Consider the following 15,526-nt stretch of genomic DNA (forward strand, 5'->3'; position numbering starts at 1 on the left):
GTAAGAATATGGCCAGTCCGCAAGCACGTTCCCGTTCCAAGGCCCGCGCCGCCGCGCGTCTCGGTGCCGTCCAGGCACTCTATCAGCGCGAGATGGAGGGCACCTCGATCCCCGCGCTGCTGCACGAGTTCCACCAGCACCGGCTCGGCGCGATCATCGAGGACGTCGAATATGCCGACGCCGACATCGCCTTCTTCGACGACATCGTCAGCGGCACCGATGCCCGCCGCGAGGAGATCGACGGCATCATCGCGGCGAAGCTGAGCACCGGCTGGACGCTGGAGCGGCTCGACAAGCCGATGCGCCAGATCCTGCGCGCCGGCACCTATGAACTGCTCGCCCGCAAGGACGTGCCGACCGCTGCAGTGATCAGCGAATATCTGGATGTCACCGACGCCTTCTACGATCGCCGTGAAAAGGGGTTCGTGAACGGCATTCTCGACGCGATCGCCAAGGACGCGCGCGGTTGACGCGCGCCCCTGCCCCGTGCCGGGCGGGATGAACGAAGCGGCGTTCCTTGCCTATCTGCGCCACCTGCCGCTCCATGCCGGAGCGCGCGGGCTGCGCGATGATGCGGCCGTCCTCGGCGACCTCGTTCTCACCCATGACGTGCTGGTGGAGGGCGTGCATTATCTGCCCGACGACCCGGCGGAGGACGTCGCCTGGAAGCTGGTGGCGGTGAACCTGTCCGATCTCGCGGCCAAAGGCGCGGTGCCGGAGGGTGTGCTGCTCGGCTATCCGCTGGCGGGGGACGATGCCTGGGATTCGTCGTTCCTGGCAGGGCTGGACGCAGCGCTGGCAGCCTTTGCTTGCCCGCTGATCGGCGGGGACACGGTGAAGGCGCCTGCAGGCGTGCCGCGAACGCTGTCGCTGACGGCGCTCGGCCGCTCGCCCCATGCGCCCGCGAGAAGCGGCGCGCAGCCGGGCGACCTGCTCTACGTTACCGGCACCATCGGCGATGGCGGCGCGGGGCTGGCGGTCGCGCTGTCCGGCGAAGGACCGGCGACGCTGCTCGACCGCTATCGCCGCCCGACGCCGCGGCTGGAAGAGGGGCAGGCGCTCGCCTCGGGGGTGCACGCGATGATGGACGTGTCCGACGGGCTGCTGATCGATGCCGCACGCATGGCCGACGCGAGCGGGCTCGCGGTGACGATCGATCTCGCCGCCGTGCCGCTCTCGGCGGACTATCAGGCCGTGCGCGGCGGGGATCGCGCGGCGCGGCTGGCCGCCGCGACCGCGGGCGACGATTACGAGCTGCTGTTTGCGGCGCCGCCGGGACCGCTCCCGGTGGCAGCGACGTGCCTCGGCGCGTTCAGCGAGGGCGCAGGGCTGACGCTCCACGATGGCGGCCTAGCGCTGGCGCTGCCGGACCGGTTGGGCTTCGAGCACGGCGAGTGAAGTAGAGCCTATCCTCCCCCGCCAGGGGGAGGTGGCGCCGAAGGCGACGGAAGGGGAGGATGCCAGAACCTCTCGGACCGTCGTGCTTCCTCCCCCTCCGTCAGGCCTGCGGCCTGCCACCTCCCCCTGGCGGGGGAGGATATGGTCGCCCCTCAGTCGAACAGTCCGTCCTGCGATCCCGCGGGCGGGTTGAGCCCGAGATGCTTCCAGCCCGGTCCGTTCAGGCAGCGCCCGCGCGCCGTCCGCGCGATCAGGCCGAGCTGGATCAGATAGGGCTCGATCACTTCCTCGACGGTGTCGCGCGGCTCGCTGAGCCCCGCGGCGAGCGTCTCCACCCCCACCGGGCCGCCGCGATAGACGTCGGCGATCATCATCAGGTAGCGCCGGTCCATCGCGTCGAGGCCGAGCCCGTCCACTTCCAGCCGGTTGAGCGCCGCATCGGCCACTTTGGCATGCACCACCGCCTCGCCGAACACATTGGCGAAGTCGCGCACCCGGCGCAGCAGGCGCCCGGCGATACGCGGCGTACCCCGCGAACGACGGGCGACTTCACGCGCACCATCGGCGGCGATGTCCAGGCCCAGCAGCCCGGCGGCGCGCGTCACCACCCGCTCCAATTCGTCCACCGTGTAGAATTGCAGTCGCACCGGGATACCGAAACGGTCGCGCAGCGGCGTCGTCAGCAGCCCCTGCCGGGTCGTCGCCCCGACCAGCGTGAAGCGCGGCAGATCGATCCGCACGCTGCGCGCCGAGGGGCCCTCGCCGATCATCAGGTCGAGTGCGCGGTCCTCCATCGCCGGATACAGCACCTCTTCCACCGCCGGATTGAGCCGGTGAATCTCGTCGATGAACAGCACGTCGCCATCCTCGAGATTGGTGAGCAGCGCCGCCAGATCCCCCGACTTCACGATCACCGGCCCGGAGGTGGAGCGGAATCCCACCCCCATTTCGCGCGCGATGATCTGGGCCAGCGTGGTCTTGCCCAGTCCCGGGGGGCCGAAGAACAGCACATGGTCCAGCGCGTCGCCGCGCGCCTTCGCGGCATCAATGAACACGCGGAGATTCTCGCGCGCGGCCTTCTGCCCGACGAACTCGTCGAGTGACTTGGGGCGCAGCGCGGCGTCGACGTCTTCGGCGCGGCGGCCGGCGGTGAGGAGGCGATCGGTATCGGTCATGCAGTCCAGATGGTTTTATAGCCGCTAGGGCCGAGTTGGTCGATCACGTCGAACCGCAGGCGAAGATAGGCGAGCACCGCGTCCGGCACCGGCCCCTGCCGCATCACCGCCACCCGCCCCGGCGTATCGAGATAGGCGCGGGCGATATGGTCGTCGCCGAAGTCGTAGACGAGGTAGTTATAGTCCTCCTCCAGCGTGCCGTCTGCATCGAGGATGCGATCGCGCAGATGGACGATGACGGGATCGATATGCCCGCTCATCGCACGGTTTCGATCGTTTGCGGCTGGCCAGCAGCGTCCGACAGGCGCATCAGGTCGCCATGACGGACCTGTACCTCGCGACGCCCGCATCGCCCAGCCTTCGCGCCGAGCTCGACCGACGCTTCACCGTCCATGAGAAGGACCCGCCCGCGTCGACGCGGGCGATCGTCGGCGGCGGACAGCTGCAGCTGCGTGCCGAGACGCTGGCACGGTTTCCGGCACTGGAGATCGTCGCGATCAACGGCGTCGGCTATGACGGGCTCGACCTCGATGCCCTGCGCGCCCGCGGCGTGCGGGTGTCGACCACGCCCGACGTGCTGACCGACGACGTCGCCGACCTCGCCATCGGGCTGATGCTGGCGGTGCAGCGCCGGATCGCCGCCAACGATGCGCTGGTGCGCCGCGGCGGCTGGAAGGCGCCGCTCGGCCGCCACGCGAGCGGCCGCCGCATCGGCATTTTCGGCATGGGCAAGATCGGCGCCGCGATCGCCGCCCGCGCTGCGCCTTTCGCACGCGAGGTGCTCTATACCGCCCGCAGCGCGAAATCGGTGCCCTGGCGCTATCTGCCCGACATCGCCAGCCTCGCCGAGGAAAGCGACGTGCTGATCCTGGCGGCGCCCGGCACCGCGGCGACGGCGCATGTCGTGGACGCGGCGGTGCTGGACAAGCTCGGCCCCGCGGGCGTGCTGGTCAACGTCGCTCGCGGCAGCCTGGTGGACGAGGATGCGCTGATCGCTGCGCTGTGGGCCGGCACCATCGCCGGCGCGGGGCTCGACGTGTTCGCCGAAGAGCCGCACGTGCCCGAAGCGCTGCGATCGATGGAGCAGGTGGTGCTCGCCCCCCATCAGGGCAGCGCCACGGCGGAGACGCGCGCAGCGATGGCGGCGCTGGTGCTCGCCAATCTCGACGCCCATTTCGCCGGCGAGTCGCTGCCGACGCCGCTGCTGTGACGGTGGCATCCTTCTCTGGAAGGGGAGGTGGCAGGCCGAAGGCCTGACGGAGGGGTGTCCCGGGTCGAAACGCAAGTATGCCGCACCAGCGTGGACACCCCTCCGTCGCTTCGCGACACCTCCCCTTAGAGGGGAGGATCTTGAGGAGGGCTTCCTCATCCGAGTAAGGTGCTCAGCACGTCGGGATGGAACCCCCAGCCGGCAAAGCCGCACAGCCCCATCAACAGCCCGAACGCGCCGAACACCCAGGCGACCACGAGCAGCCAGCTGCTTTCGGCCAGCGCGGAGACGGCCGCGACGGAGATCGCAGTGGCGATCGCCGCGTCGCTGGCGTCGAACTGGTCGTCATGGATATTGAGTGCGTCGTACAGCGCCGCCTGCGCCTTGGCCTGCTCAGCGAGCTTGGGCGCCTCGACCTTGTACTTGGCGATGTCCGCGTCGAGCCCCTTCAATACCGGCGCCACCTTCGCGGGATCGCTCGCCATCGCCGCGATCTGCGCGCGGCTGGTTTCGGCGAGATGCTGCTTGGTCTTGGTCGCCTGATACTCGTTCCACAGGTCGACCGAACTGGACTGCGCCTGCTGCATCGCCTGGACGATGTTGCCGTCCTTGATACCGCACACGCCGGTGAAGACCGAAAGGATCACCACGGTGACGGCGACGCGGCGGTTGAGGCGCTTGTCCTTGGCTTCGGCGGAGACTTCGATTTCCATGATCGCCCCTTACTTGGCCGCCTTGCGCAGGGCGAGCCGCACCAGCGCGTCGAGCGTGGCCGCCGGCCCCAGCTCGTCGCTGGCGGCGTTGACCGCCGCGCTGGCCTCCGCCGGCTTGAAGCCGAGGTTGAGCATCGCCGACACCGCATCGGCCCCGGCTCCACCGCTCGGCGCGGCCGCCGCGCCCACACCGCCGAGCGCGAGCCCGCCGGCTTTGTCCTTCAGCTCGTTGACGATGCGCTGGGCGAGCTTGGGCCCCACCCCGTTCGACCGCGCGATCGTCGCGGAGTCGGCGCGGGCAACGGCGGTGCGCAGTTCCTCGGGCGCGAGAATCGACAGAATGGCCAGCGCGACCTTGGCGCCCACGCCCTGCACGCTGGTGAGCAGCTTGAACCAGTCGCGCTCATCGGCGGTGGCGAAGCCCATCAGCCGGATCGAATCCTCGCTGACCAGCATCTCGGTATGGATCGTGACCTGCTCGCCCACCGCGCCCAGCTTGTCGAGCGTCTTGGCCGAGGCACCGACGAGATAGCCGACGCCGTTCACGTCGATCACCGCATGATCGGCGCCGCTGGCGGCGAGCGCACCGCGAAGATGGGCAATCATCGGCGGCACTCCGAAAGGAAGGGCACCGGCGGCAGCGGGAAAGCAGGCAGCAGCATCGCCGGTACATAAGCGGAACAGGGGATAGGAGAAAGCGATTTTCCGCGCTTTCGGGCTGGCAATGCCGCAAGTCCGCACCGATGTTTCGCCAACTGGGGGGACTTCACGATGATCCAAGTGACGCTGCTGCTGTTCTGGTTCGCCTTGTTGGTGGCCGAAGGGACCCCCGTTGGCCGGACGCTGCGACGGGTGCTCGTGGAGGCCCCTGCCCGCTGGTGCAACCGCTGGTCGCGCGGCGAGGTGGTGCTCGTCCTCGGCTTCGTGGCCGCTGCCATCGCGATCGTTTGGGTGATGGAGACCGAGGGTGCCGTTGTATTCGGGATGATGGCGCCGGAGGCCATTGCCTGGGCGAGCATGTTCGAGATCGGCACGCTGGTCGACGTCGCGCTAACGACGGCCACCGTGTTTACCGCAATGCGCATTCGCGGGCTGCGCCACTGGGTCGCGGCGCGCTTCAGCCGTAGCCTCCCGCGCGCGCGCCGGACGCGTCGGCCTGCCCGTCCGGCTGCGAACGACGATGGCGACGGACCGGCCTTCGCCCTCGTCGCCTGAGGCTCAGGGTCGCCAGCGCCAGTCGCCGTCGGTCTTGGCCCGGCTGACCCAGACGAGGGCCAGCGTCAGCGGCGCCAGCAGCGTCAGGAACAGCGGGTGGCGCGGCGTCGCCAGGTGCACGATCAGCCCGGTCAGCAGCACGAACATCGCCACGACCAGCCAGCCCTGCCACGTCGCGGGCGTGGCACCATAGCCGAATGCCTTGGGCTTGAACCAGAAGCCCGGGCGCACGCGATCCTCGGTCATTCCTCGTCTCCTTGCGAATCCCTGGGGGGGCGGCCCCGCCTGGGCCGAACCGGCTCGGCGAGCTTCACCCCCCGCCGCGCCAGCGCCTCGCGCAGCAGGCACTCCACCTGCGCGTTGACGCTGCGCAGATCGGTCGCCGCGCTCCGCTCGATCGCGGCGTACAGCGCCAGATCGAGGCGGAGCGGGAAGGCCTTTTTCTGCGGGGGTACGCTCACGCCACGGCCTTACTGATAGAGCGAGCCAGCATTCACCACCGGCTGGGTGTCGCGCTCGCCGCACAGCACCACCATCAGGTTCGAGACCATCGCGGCGCGACGCTCGTCGTCGAGCTCCACGACATTCTTCGCCGAGAGCTGGTCGAGCGCCATCTCGACCATGCCGACCGCGCCCTCCACCAGCGCCTTGCGCGCCGCGACCACCGCCTGGGCCTGCTGGCGGCGCAGCATCGCGCCGGCGATCTCTTGCGCATAGGCGAGGTGGGTGAAGCCGCATTCGTCGACGGTGATACCGGCTACCGCCAACCGCGCGATCAGCTCGGCGCGAAGCTCGCCGCCGACCTGGTCGTGGTTGCCGCGCAGGGTGACTTCCTGATGCTCGAAATCGTCATAGGGATAGCGCGAGCCGATGGTGCGCACCGCCGCCTCGATCTGGACGTTCACGAACGCCTTGTAGTCGTCGACGTCGAACAGCGCCTGGGCGGTGTCGGTCACCCGCCACACCACCTGCGCCGCCATTTCGATCGGGTTGCCGCGCAGGTCGTTCACCTTGATCTTGTCCGAGATCATGTTGTTGGCGCGGACCGACACCTTGGTCTTGATCAGCCACGGCCACGACCAGCGCAGGCCGGTGGTGCGATCGGTGCCGCGATAGTCGCCGAACAGCAGGATCGCCGCCGCCTGGTTGGGCTGGAGCAGGTAGAAGCCGCACAGCACGAAGAGGAAGACGAGCGACGCGAGCACGATCCAGGCGACCACCATCCAGTCCGGCAGTCGATCGATCTGGGTGAAGGCCAGCCCGCCCAAGGCCAGCGCTGCCATCGCGACCAACAACATGCCGTAGCCGCTCGCCGTGCGCGCTACCGACTCGGTGCTCTGGCGCAATGCGGGTGCGGTGCTCCGTACGTCCGTCATCTTTCCCTCCTGAATTATGATATCATATTTATATCGAATCAGGAGGGTGGACAAGCGGATTCGGCGGGCACGAAAAAGGCCGCCGGAGCCTTTCGCCCCGGCGGCCTTGTCGTTCGGCTCAGGCCTGAACTCAGTTCAGGACAAGCGTCACCGCGCGGCGGTTCTGCGCCCAGGCGGCTTCGTCCGAACCCATCGCGACCGGACGTTCCTTGCCGTAGCTGATCGTGGTGATGCGATCGGCCGAGACGCCCTGCGCCGCGAGATAGTTCTTCGCGGCATTGGCGCGGCGGTCGCCCAGCGCGAGGTTGTACTCGCGGGTGCCGCGCTCGTCGCAATGGCCTTCCAGCGTGATGCGGACGTTCGGGTGCGCGACAAGCCACTTGGCCTGGCTGTCGAGGATCGCGCGCGACTGCTGGTCGACGTCATACTGGTCGAGGCCGAAGTGGATCGTGTCGCTCGTCACCTCGCGGCGGAACTGCTCCGACATCGGCGTGGTCTGCGTCGTCTCGCCATTGCCATAGGGCTGGCTCGGCGCCGGGGTCTCGGTCGGCGCGGGCGGCAGTTCCTTCGGCGGCTTCTTCGAGCAGGCCGCGGTGGCGACGAGTGCCACGCCGAGCATCAGGCTGGGGACGAGCTTGGTCATGAAATCCTCCTTGTACGGTTGTCGCGCATGCCGCGCATTCGTTACGCTAGAGTTTCTACTTGGTGTCAGGGACGCACGGCACCCCAATTTGGATCCGAGCCATCGAGCGGCGTCGGCACTTTTCGCGTCGCACGGCCGGTCAGGTCGACCGTCCAGAGGTCCGGACGGCCCGATCCCTGGGCGGAGCGGAAGAAGATGATCACGCGGCCATTGGGTGCCCAGCTCGGGCCTTCGTCACCCCAGCTGTTGGTGAGCAGCTGCTCGCCGCCGCCCGACGGATTCATCACGCCGATGCGGAACGCGCCGCCGCCCATGCGGGTGAAGGCGATCTGGTCGCCGCGCGGGCTCCATGCCGGCGCCGCATAGCGCCCGCCGCCGAAGCTGATGCGGTGCTGGTTGGAGCCGTCCGCATTCATCACATAGAGCTGCTGGGTGCCGCCGCGATCGCTTTCGAACACGATCTTCGAGCCGTCCGGCGAATAGCTGCCGCCGGTGTCGATGCCGGGCGAAGTGGTCAGCCGCTGCGGGGTGCCGCCGCTGGCGGGCACGCGGTAGATGTCGGTATTGCCGCCGACCGCCATCGAGAACACCACCCAGCGCGCGTCCGGCGACCAGTGCGGCGCGAAGTTCAGCGCCACGTTCGCCACCAGCACGCGATCCTGGCGCGAGGCCAGGTCGTAGATGTGGATCGACGGGCGATCGCGCTCGAAGCTCATGTACAGGATCGCGTTGAGCTTGGGGCTCAGCCGCGGGGTCAGCACGATCGACTGACCGTTGGTGAGGAAGCGGTGGTTGGCGCCGTCCTGGTCCATGATCGCCAGCTGCTTGCGGCGGCGGTTCTTGGGGCCGCTCTCGGCGATGTAGACGACCTGGGTATCGAAGTAGGGGCCTTCGCCGGTCAGCCGCGCATAGATCGCGTCGGCGCATTTGTGGCCCGCGCGGCGCCATTCGCCCGGCGACACGACGAAGCCCTGGCGGATCAGCTCGACCTTCGAGGAAACGTCGTAGAGATAGCAGCCGACCGTCAGCGTGCCGTTCGAATTGGCGCGGACATAGCCCTGCACCAGTGACTGGGCGCCGGTGCCGCCCCAATAATCATAGGCGGGTGCGGTCACTTCGGGGAAGACGACAGTGCGCAGCTGCGCCGGCGGCACCGGGGTGAATAGCCCCGAGCCGCGCAGATCGTTGGTGATGATGTCGGCGAGCTTCTGGCCCAGCACGTCGGTCGAACCCGCGGGGGTGTCGACCACCGCGGACGTCGGCATCGTCGGGATCGCGATCGGCATCGGCGCGGAGATGCCGCCGACGATGTCGATCACCGGCTGGCCGCCGCCCTGCTGCGCCGGCTGTGCGGCCTGGCTCTGCGCCTCCGGGCTGTTGGCGATCGGCGGCGGCGGGGTCGTCTGGGCGTGGGCCGCGGTCGCGAGGCAGACCGTCGCAAGGGCCACAAATTTGAATTTCATCGCTTCATCCTCATCCAGGCAGCTTGTAGCTGAACGCCAGGCTCTTCCAGCCGCTCGGCACGGCATAGAGACTGGCGGGCAGCCCACGGATCGGCGTGCAGCCCTTGAAGGTGGCGATCGCCAGATCCTTCACCCGCTCCACATACCGACCATTGGTCGCATCGTTCCCCTGTACACCGGTAATGTCCGGATCGCCCGCCAGCGAGCCATCAGGATTGAAGTTCACGCGCAGCAGCACGCGGATGCGCTCCGCGCCCGGCCCGGGGGTGACCTGGCGGTTGGCGCAGGGTTGGATCTGCCGTGCGATCACGCCGCGGAAGCTCGCCACATCCTCGGCGGAGGCCTTGCTGCCGGGATTCTGCAGCGACGTGCTGGCGGTCTTGTTGTTCGAGCGGCCGAGATCGAGCCCGGCCAGGTTGCCGGTCGGCTTCACCGGGCGGCGTGCGCTGCCGGTCGCGGCGCTCTGCGCGGGCGCGTTGCTCGGCTTGGCGGGCGCGGCCTTGGAGGGCGGCGCCGGCTTGGCCGGCTGCGCGGGCTTGGCCGGTTGCGGCTTCTCGGCGGGCGCCGGCTTCGGCTTGGGCTGCGGCTTTTCGGCCGGTGCCGGCCTGGGCTGGGGCGGCTGGGGCTTGGGCTGCGGGGCCGGCTGAGGCTGCGGCGGCGCGGGCTGCGGCTTGGGCTGCGGCTGCGGTTCCGGAGACGGCGGCGGGGCTGCCTCGGGCTCCGCCGGCGCCTCGACCGGCGACTTCTTGGCGGCCAGCTCCTCCTGGCTCGGCACCGGCGCGCTGCTTTCCAGCCCGACCTTGTCGGCGAGCGAGATGTCGATCGGAATCGCCTTGGGCGGTTCCTGCGGCAGCGTCTTCGCGAAGCTGAGCACGAGCGCGGCGAACACCGCGGCATGCGCCGCGACGGATACGCCGAGCCCGATCCGCTCGCTACGGTCCATGGTCTCGCTCACCTCAGCGCTGGTCGCTCGGTTCGGTGAGCAACGAGACCTTGTTGAGGCCGGCCTGGTTGAGCTCGCCCATCACCCGCATCACCTTGCCATAGCCGAGCGCGGTATCGCCGCGCAGATAGATCGCGGCGGGCTTGCCGTCGGGGCCCTTCTTCGCCGCGATCGCTTCCAGCTTGGCGGGAAGCTCGGCATCGCTCACCGCATCATTGTCGAGGAACATCTGGCCCTTGTCGTCGATCGAGATCTGGACCGGCTTCTGCTCCTGGTCGAGCGCCTTGGCGCGGCTCTCGGGCAGGTTCACCTGCACGCCGGCGGTCAGCAGCGGCGCGGTGACCATGAAGATGATCAGCAGCACCAGCATCACGTCGACCAGCGGGGTGACGTTGATCTCGGCCATCGGCGCGCGGCGGCCGCGGCCCTTGCCGGAGGGGAGGTGCATGGCCATCGGCTTAGCCCTCCATCTCCAGGCGACGGCTCAGCGTCGCGTGGAAGCCGTCGGCGAAGCGGTTCAGCCGCGCCTCGACGCGGTTCACGGCGTGGCTGTAGCGGTTATAGGCGATCACCGCCGGGATGGCGGCGAACAGGCCGATCGCGGTGGCGAACAGCGCCTCGGCAATGCCCGGCGCGACGACGGCGAGCGACGAGCTCTGCGCCGCGGCGATGCCGGTGAAGCTGCGCATGATGCCCCAGACGGTGCCGAAGAGGCCCACGAACGGTGCGACGGAGCCGACGGTGGCGAGGAAGTTCAGCCGGTCCGAAAGCCGATCGATCTCCATCGCGACGGTGGCGCCCATCGCGGTGGCGAGGCGCTCGCGCGTGCCTTCGCGGTCGATCGTCTTGCCTGCGGTCGAGCGGCGCCATTCGCTGACGCCCGCGGCGAACACGCGCGCGATCGGCTGGTCGCGTCCTGCGGCGCGGCGGTGGAATTCGTCGAAGTCATCCGCTTCGCGATACTCGGTCTCGAAGCGCTGCATCTCCTTGCGCAGGCCGCTGACCTTCAGCGCGAAGCCGACGATGATCGTCCAGGTCCACAGGCTGGCGAGCAGCAGGCCGATCATGACCAGCTTCACGACGATGTCGGCTTCCAGGAACAGATGGATCGGCGACAGGACGGCACCGGTTGAGACGGACGGCATGGACGCTTAACTCTCCTTCCACACGAGCGGTTCGAACGCGGCCAGCCATTCGGCCGGCTGCCGCCGCGGGCGACCGCCGGGGGCGACAAACGCCACCTCCACGGTTGCTTCGGCGACTATGGTTTCGTCCCGCATGACTCGTTGCTGAATAGTGACGACGGCGGCGCGCAATCGGATCAGTCTGCTGACAACCACCAGCGTGTCGCCGAGTTTCGCCGGGGCGCGATAGCGAATGTCGAGCCCGGCCACGGCATAGGCCCCACCGCCCGCCTCGAACACGCCGCGCTGGTCGATGCCTGCGACGTCGAGCATGTCCGATCGGGCGCGCTCCATGTAGCGCAGGTAATTGGCGTGATAGACGACCCCGGTGAGATCGGTGTCCTCGAAATAGACGCGCAGCGCAAAGCGGTGCTCGCGGCCGTCGAACCGGCCGGCAGGGGCTTGGTCGCTGCAGGTCATGGATTGGCCTCCTAGCGGAGGCGATGCCCTAGCGGAACCCCAAAGGGGGTTAAGCTGCGGTGGGGGCCTTCGATCCTCCCCGGCACGGGGAGGATCTGGAAGTCCTAGAACAGCAGCCGCTGGGTGGAACTCCCGCGCCCCACCGGCGCCCCACCGCGCCGCCTTGCCAGCTCCGTCTCCGCCGTGAACCGCACATCCTCGTCGCGATCGGTGAGGAAGCCTTCGAGCGAATCCTCGGAGATCTCGCTCCACTCCTTGCCGCGATCGGGGCCGTAGCGGACGCGGGGCAAGAGCCCCGGCTGGCTCGACCATTCGACCAGCTGCGCGACGCTCGCCTCGTTGAGCATGTCGCGCAGGTGGAACGCGGTCACATAGGCGTCGGGGAAAGCACGGTGCGCAGGCAGGCCGCGTTCATGCTCCATGCCTTCGGGCCGGCGCCAGTAGCGCAGCATCTGGTTGGAGAAGCCCGGACTGTCCGGCCACAGCCGCAGCGCGCATTTCCAGGTGCAGATCCAATCCGCGCCGCGGGTGAGCGCAGGGGTGCAGAACTGCTCCTCGAAGGTCGCGCGGTGCGCGGCGAGCGCGACGCGGCGCGGCCAAGGATCGAGGATGGGACGGGCAACGTCGTGCCAATAGGGCGCGTCGGCCACGTCCTCGTCGCGGATATGGTGGATCGCCATGGTCAGCGGCGGGATGCCGCGGCCTGGATTGACGAGGCGATTGCCGCCTTCGCCGTACAATTCCCAGCGGCCGTCGGCGCCCAGCGCCACGTCCTGCCAGCCGATCTCGCATACGGCGTGAACGGGCGGCTTGTCGCCGGTGGTTTCGAGGTCGATGACGCGGATGATCGAGGGGGTTGGCGGAGCCATGCGCGCGATGTGGGGGTTTTCGGGGGGAATTGCCAGCCGAAAGCGTGGGCTGCCGCCAAAGTGTGGGCGCGCTTCACACACCTCGTCATCCCGGCGGAAGCCGGGATCCATTGCCTTCGCCGTCTCGGCTCTTGCCGAGGCCTAGTGGCGAATGGATCCCGACTTTCGTCGGGATGACGATTGATAGGGCCGCCTTGGTTCGTCCGCTTACTCTGCCGCCGCCTTCTTCTTCGCCGGGGCCTTCTTCGCGGCGGGCTTCTTGGCCGCCGTAGCCTTCTCGCCCGCCGCAGCCTTGGCCGCCGGCTTCTTCGCCGCGGCCTTCTTCGCCGGCGTCTTCTTCTTCGCCTTGCCCTTGACCGGGCCCATCGCCGCCTTGGCGTCGATCAGCTGGGCGGCTTCCTCCAAGGTCAGCGCGTCCTTGTCGATCGTCTTGGGCAGCGTCGCGTTGGTCTCGCCGTCGGTGAGGTACGCGCCATAGCGGCCCTCCATCAGCTTGATCTCGGCCTCGGTGCGAGGATGCTTGCCGAACACCTTGAGCGGCTCGCGGGCTGCACCGCGCGCCGGACGACCGCCGCCCGCCGCCGCCTCGGCCAGCTTGACCACCGCCGCGTTCATGCCGGTCTCGAACACCTCGGCGGTCGACTGGAGCCGCGCGTATTTGCCGTCATGCGCCAGATACGGCCCATAGCGGCCGATCGAGGCGGTGATCGGGTTGCCCGTCTCCGGATGGTTGCCGATGGTGCGCGGCAGCTTGAGCAGCTTCAGCGCCCATTCGAGATCGAGATCGACGTCCTTCGGGATCGACGCCCGCGCCGCATCCTTGCCCTCGCCGAGCTGGATATACGGCCCGAACCGGCCCGACTTGCGCTCGACGTTGAGCCCCGTCTCGGGGTCCTGCCCCAGCACTTCCGGCCCCGTATCCTCGCTTCCCTCGCCGCCCGGCTGGCCGAAGCGCCGGGTGTACTTGCACTCCGGATAGTTGGAGCAGGCCACGAACGCGCCGAAACGGCCGCCGCGCAGCGCCAGCTTGCCGACCCCGCAATTCGGGCAGAGCCGCGGATCGCTGCCGTCCGCCTTGGCGGGGAACAGGTACGGCTCCAGGAACTGGTCGAGCGCCGCGGTGATGTCGGAGGGCTTCTGCTCCATCACCTCGGTGGTGCGCGGCTTGAAGTCGCGCCAGAACGCCTCCAGCACCGCCTGCCAGGCGGCACGGCCGCCGGAGACGTCGTCCAGCTCCTCCTCCAGCTCGGCGGTGAAGTCGAACGACACGTATTTTTCGAAGAAGCGCTCGAGGAACGCGGTCAGCAGGCGGCCGCTCTCCTCGGCGAAGAAGCGGTTCTTCTCCACCCGCACATAGGCGCGGTCCTTGAGCACCTGGATGATCGAGGCATAGGTCGAAGGCCGGCCGATACCCAGCTCTTCCAGCCGCTTGACCAGCGAGGCTTCGGAGAAGCGCGGCGGCGGCTGGGTGAAGTGCTGCTCGGCGTTGACCGCTTTCTTGGCGGGCGAGGCGCCTTCGGACATGCGCGGCAGCCGGCGGCTGTCCTCGTCGCCCTCGTCGTCCTTGCCCTCTTCGTAGAGGGCGAGATAGCCGGGGAAGAGCACCACCTGGCCGGTGGCGCGCAGGCCGTGCTGGCCGGTGCCGTCCGCCAGGTCGACCGTCGTGCGCTCCATGCGCGCCGAGGCCATCTGGCTGGCGAGCGCGCGCTTCCAGATCAGGTCGTACAGCCGGGCATGGTCGCCCGTGCCTGCACGGTCCTTGCTGAAATCGGTCGGGCGGATCGCCTCGTGGGCTTCCTGGGCGTTCTTCGCCTTGGTCTGGTACTGGCGCGGCTTGTCCGGCACGTAGCTGCCGTCATAGCGATCGGCCACCGCCTTGCGCGCCGCCTGGATCGCCGAGGGATCCATCTGGACACCGTCGGTACGCATGTAGGTGATCGCGCCGTCCTCATAGAGCGCCTGCGCGATCCGCATCGTATGGCTGGCCGAGAAGCCGAGCTTGCGCGCGGCCTCCTGCTGCAGCGTCGAGGTGGTGAAGGGCGGCGGCGGGTTGCGCATCGCCGGCTTGGTCTCGACCGCGACGACGGTGAAGCGGCCTTCCTCGACCGCCTTCTTGGCGGCCTCGGCACTGGCCTGGTCGCCGATCGACAGCCGGTCGAGCTTCTCGCCCTTCCACTTGACGAGACGGGCCTGGAACGGCGTGCCGTCCGATTCCATCTCGGCGATGACCGACCAATATTCCTGCGCGACGAAGCTCTCGATCTCGCGCTCGCGCCCGACGATCAGCCGCAGCGCCACCGACTGGACGCGGCCGGCGGACTTGGCGCCGGGCAGCTTGCGCCACAGCACCGGCGAGAGGGTGAAGCCGACGAGATAGTCCAGCGCGCGGCGGGCGCGATAGGCGTCGATCAGGTCGGTATCCAGCTCGCGCGGGCGCTGCATCGCCTCGAGGATCGCGGGCTTGGTGATCGCATTGAAGGTGACGCGCTCGACCTCCTTGGGGAGCGCCTTCTTGTTACGCAGCACTTCCTGCACGTGCCAGCTGATCGCCTCGCCTTCGCGATCAGGGTCGGTGGCGAGGATCAGGCGGTCGGCCTTCTTCGCCTCGTCGGCGATCGCCTTCAGCTGCTTCGACTTGTCGGCATAGGTCTCCCACTCCATCGCGAACGATTCGTCAGGGTTCACCGACCCGTCGCGGGCCGGCAGATCGCGGACATGGCCATAGCTGGCGAGAACGCGATAATCCTTGCCGAGATATTTCTCGATGGTTTTCGCCTTGGCGGGCGACTCGACGATGACAAGCTGCATGAGGTGTTCGATCGATCCCTACGTGTACGCGTGTAAGGTGGGGGGCGACGCTGCGGCGCGTCAAGCGGACGGTTTCGCCGCCCGGGCAAGGCTGCTACCACGCCCGGCA

Annotated in this window: 19 protein-coding genes; 4 read left to right on the forward strand and 15 right to left on the reverse strand. The window is 68.7% G+C overall.

Annotation, left to right across the window (positions count from 1 at the left end; genetic code table 11):
• Positions 1-8: 8 nt before the first annotated feature.
• Together nusB and thiL are read left to right on the forward strand one after the other, a co-directional pair.
• Complete coding sequence (nusB, locus tag QZ670_RS02390; protein WP_294251629.1) at positions 9-470, forward strand: transcription antitermination factor NusB; 462 nt, start codon at positions 9-11, stop codon at positions 468-470.
• A gap of 28 nt (positions 471-498) precedes the next feature.
• Positions 499-1,398, forward strand: a complete 900-nt coding sequence (thiL, locus tag QZ670_RS02395; protein WP_294251631.1) for a thiamine-phosphate kinase — start codon at positions 499-501, stop codon at positions 1,396-1,398.
• A gap of 152 nt (positions 1,399-1,550) precedes the next feature.
• Here thiL and ruvB read toward each other — a convergent pair whose 3' ends face one another.
• Positions 1,551-2,573, reverse strand: a complete 1,023-nt coding sequence (gene ruvB, locus QZ670_RS02400) for a Holliday junction branch migration DNA helicase RuvB (RefSeq protein WP_084583095.1) — start codon at positions 2,571-2,573, stop codon at positions 1,551-1,553.
• A complete protein-coding gene (locus tag QZ670_RS02405) occupies positions 2,570-2,833 on the reverse strand; it encodes a hypothetical protein (RefSeq protein WP_294251642.1) in 264 nt (87 codons plus the stop codon). Before QZ670_RS02405 ends, ruvB begins: the two co-directional genes overlap by 4 nt.
• Before the next feature lie 59 nt (positions 2,834-2,892).
• Here QZ670_RS02405 and QZ670_RS02410 point away from each other — a divergent pair, with 59 nt between their 5' ends.
• The gene (locus QZ670_RS02410) at positions 2,893-3,783 is read left to right on the forward strand and encodes a 2-hydroxyacid dehydrogenase (RefSeq protein ID WP_294251644.1); all 891 of its coding nucleotides are present in this window, start codon (positions 2,893-2,895) and stop codon (positions 3,781-3,783) included.
• Between the two features lie 155 nt (positions 3,784-3,938).
• Here QZ670_RS02410 and QZ670_RS02415 read toward each other — a convergent pair whose 3' ends face one another.
• Together QZ670_RS02415 and ruvA are read right to left on the reverse strand one after the other, a co-directional pair.
• On the reverse strand, positions 3,939-4,496 hold the full coding sequence (locus tag QZ670_RS02415) for a DUF4337 domain-containing protein (RefSeq protein WP_294251646.1): 558 nt from the start codon (positions 4,494-4,496) through the stop codon (positions 3,939-3,941).
• Positions 4,497-4,505: 9 nt separating this feature from the next.
• Positions 4,506-5,102, reverse strand: a complete 597-nt coding sequence (gene ruvA / locus QZ670_RS02420) for a Holliday junction branch migration protein RuvA (RefSeq protein WP_294251649.1) — start codon at positions 5,100-5,102, stop codon at positions 4,506-4,508.
• A gap of 165 nt (positions 5,103-5,267) precedes the next feature.
• On the opposite strand from ruvA, the gene QZ670_RS02425 reads away from it, so the two are divergent.
• Positions 5,268-5,711, forward strand: coding sequence for a hypothetical protein (locus tag QZ670_RS02425; RefSeq protein WP_294251652.1), 444 nt, complete (start codon positions 5,268-5,270; stop codon positions 5,709-5,711).
• Between the two features lie 3 nt (positions 5,712-5,714).
• On the opposite strand, the gene QZ670_RS02430 is transcribed toward QZ670_RS02425, so the two are convergent.
• From QZ670_RS02430 to topA, 11 genes are all read right to left on the reverse strand, one after another.
• On the reverse strand, positions 5,715-5,957 hold the full coding sequence (locus QZ670_RS02430) for a hypothetical protein (RefSeq protein ID WP_294251657.1): 243 nt from the start codon (positions 5,955-5,957) through the stop codon (positions 5,715-5,717).
• Entirely contained in the window at positions 5,954-6,172 is a 219-nt protein-coding gene (locus QZ670_RS02435; protein ID WP_294251660.1) for a toxin-antitoxin system HicB family antitoxin, read from the reverse strand. The genes QZ670_RS02430 and QZ670_RS02435 overlap by 4 nt, the downstream gene beginning before the upstream one ends.
• A gap of 9 nt (positions 6,173-6,181) precedes the next feature.
• The gene (locus QZ670_RS02440) at positions 6,182-7,087 is read right to left on the reverse strand and encodes an SPFH domain-containing protein (RefSeq protein WP_294251663.1); all 906 of its coding nucleotides are present in this window, start codon (positions 7,085-7,087) and stop codon (positions 6,182-6,184) included.
• Positions 7,088-7,217: 130 nt separating this feature from the next.
• The gene (gene pal / locus QZ670_RS02445) at positions 7,218-7,730 is read right to left on the reverse strand and encodes a peptidoglycan-associated lipoprotein Pal (protein ID WP_093298123.1); all 513 of its coding nucleotides are present in this window, start codon (positions 7,728-7,730) and stop codon (positions 7,218-7,220) included.
• Between the two features lie 65 nt (positions 7,731-7,795).
• The gene (gene tolB, locus QZ670_RS02450; RefSeq protein WP_294251666.1) at positions 7,796-9,193 is read right to left on the reverse strand and encodes a Tol-Pal system beta propeller repeat protein TolB; all 1,398 of its coding nucleotides are present in this window, start codon (positions 9,191-9,193) and stop codon (positions 7,796-7,798) included.
• A gap of 10 nt (positions 9,194-9,203) precedes the next feature.
• Positions 9,204-10,148: a cell envelope biogenesis protein TolA gene (locus QZ670_RS02455; protein ID WP_365894597.1), complete on the reverse strand. Its 945-nt coding sequence runs from the start codon at positions 10,146-10,148 to the stop codon at positions 9,204-9,206.
• Position 10,149: 1 nt separating this feature from the next.
• Positions 10,150-10,590 carry a protein TolR gene (tolR, locus tag QZ670_RS02460; protein WP_294251669.1) on the reverse strand — a complete coding sequence of 147 codons (441 nt, stop codon included), beginning with the start codon at positions 10,588-10,590 and terminating at the stop codon, positions 10,150-10,152.
• Positions 10,591-10,594: 4 nt separating this feature from the next.
• Positions 10,595-11,281: a protein TolQ gene (gene tolQ / locus QZ670_RS02465; RefSeq protein ID WP_093298119.1), complete on the reverse strand. Its 687-nt coding sequence runs from the start codon at positions 11,279-11,281 to the stop codon at positions 10,595-10,597.
• Between the two features lie 6 nt (positions 11,282-11,287).
• Positions 11,288-11,740, reverse strand: a complete 453-nt coding sequence (locus QZ670_RS02470) for a YbgC/FadM family acyl-CoA thioesterase (RefSeq protein ID WP_294251672.1) — start codon at positions 11,738-11,740, stop codon at positions 11,288-11,290.
• A 104-nt stretch (positions 11,741-11,844) separates the two neighbouring features.
• On the reverse strand, positions 11,845-12,609 hold the full coding sequence (locus QZ670_RS02475; protein ID WP_294251674.1) for an exonuclease domain-containing protein: 765 nt from the start codon (positions 12,607-12,609) through the stop codon (positions 11,845-11,847).
• A 207-nt stretch (positions 12,610-12,816) separates the two neighbouring features.
• A complete protein-coding gene (gene topA, locus QZ670_RS02480) occupies positions 12,817-15,417 on the reverse strand; it encodes a type I DNA topoisomerase (protein ID WP_294251676.1) in 2,601 nt (866 codons plus the stop codon).
• Positions 15,418-15,526: the final 109 nt, after the last annotated feature.

The organism is uncultured Sphingomonas sp. (genome assembly GCF_913774285.1).
Classification (GTDB): domain Bacteria; phylum Pseudomonadota; class Alphaproteobacteria; order Sphingomonadales; family Sphingomonadaceae; genus Sphingomonas.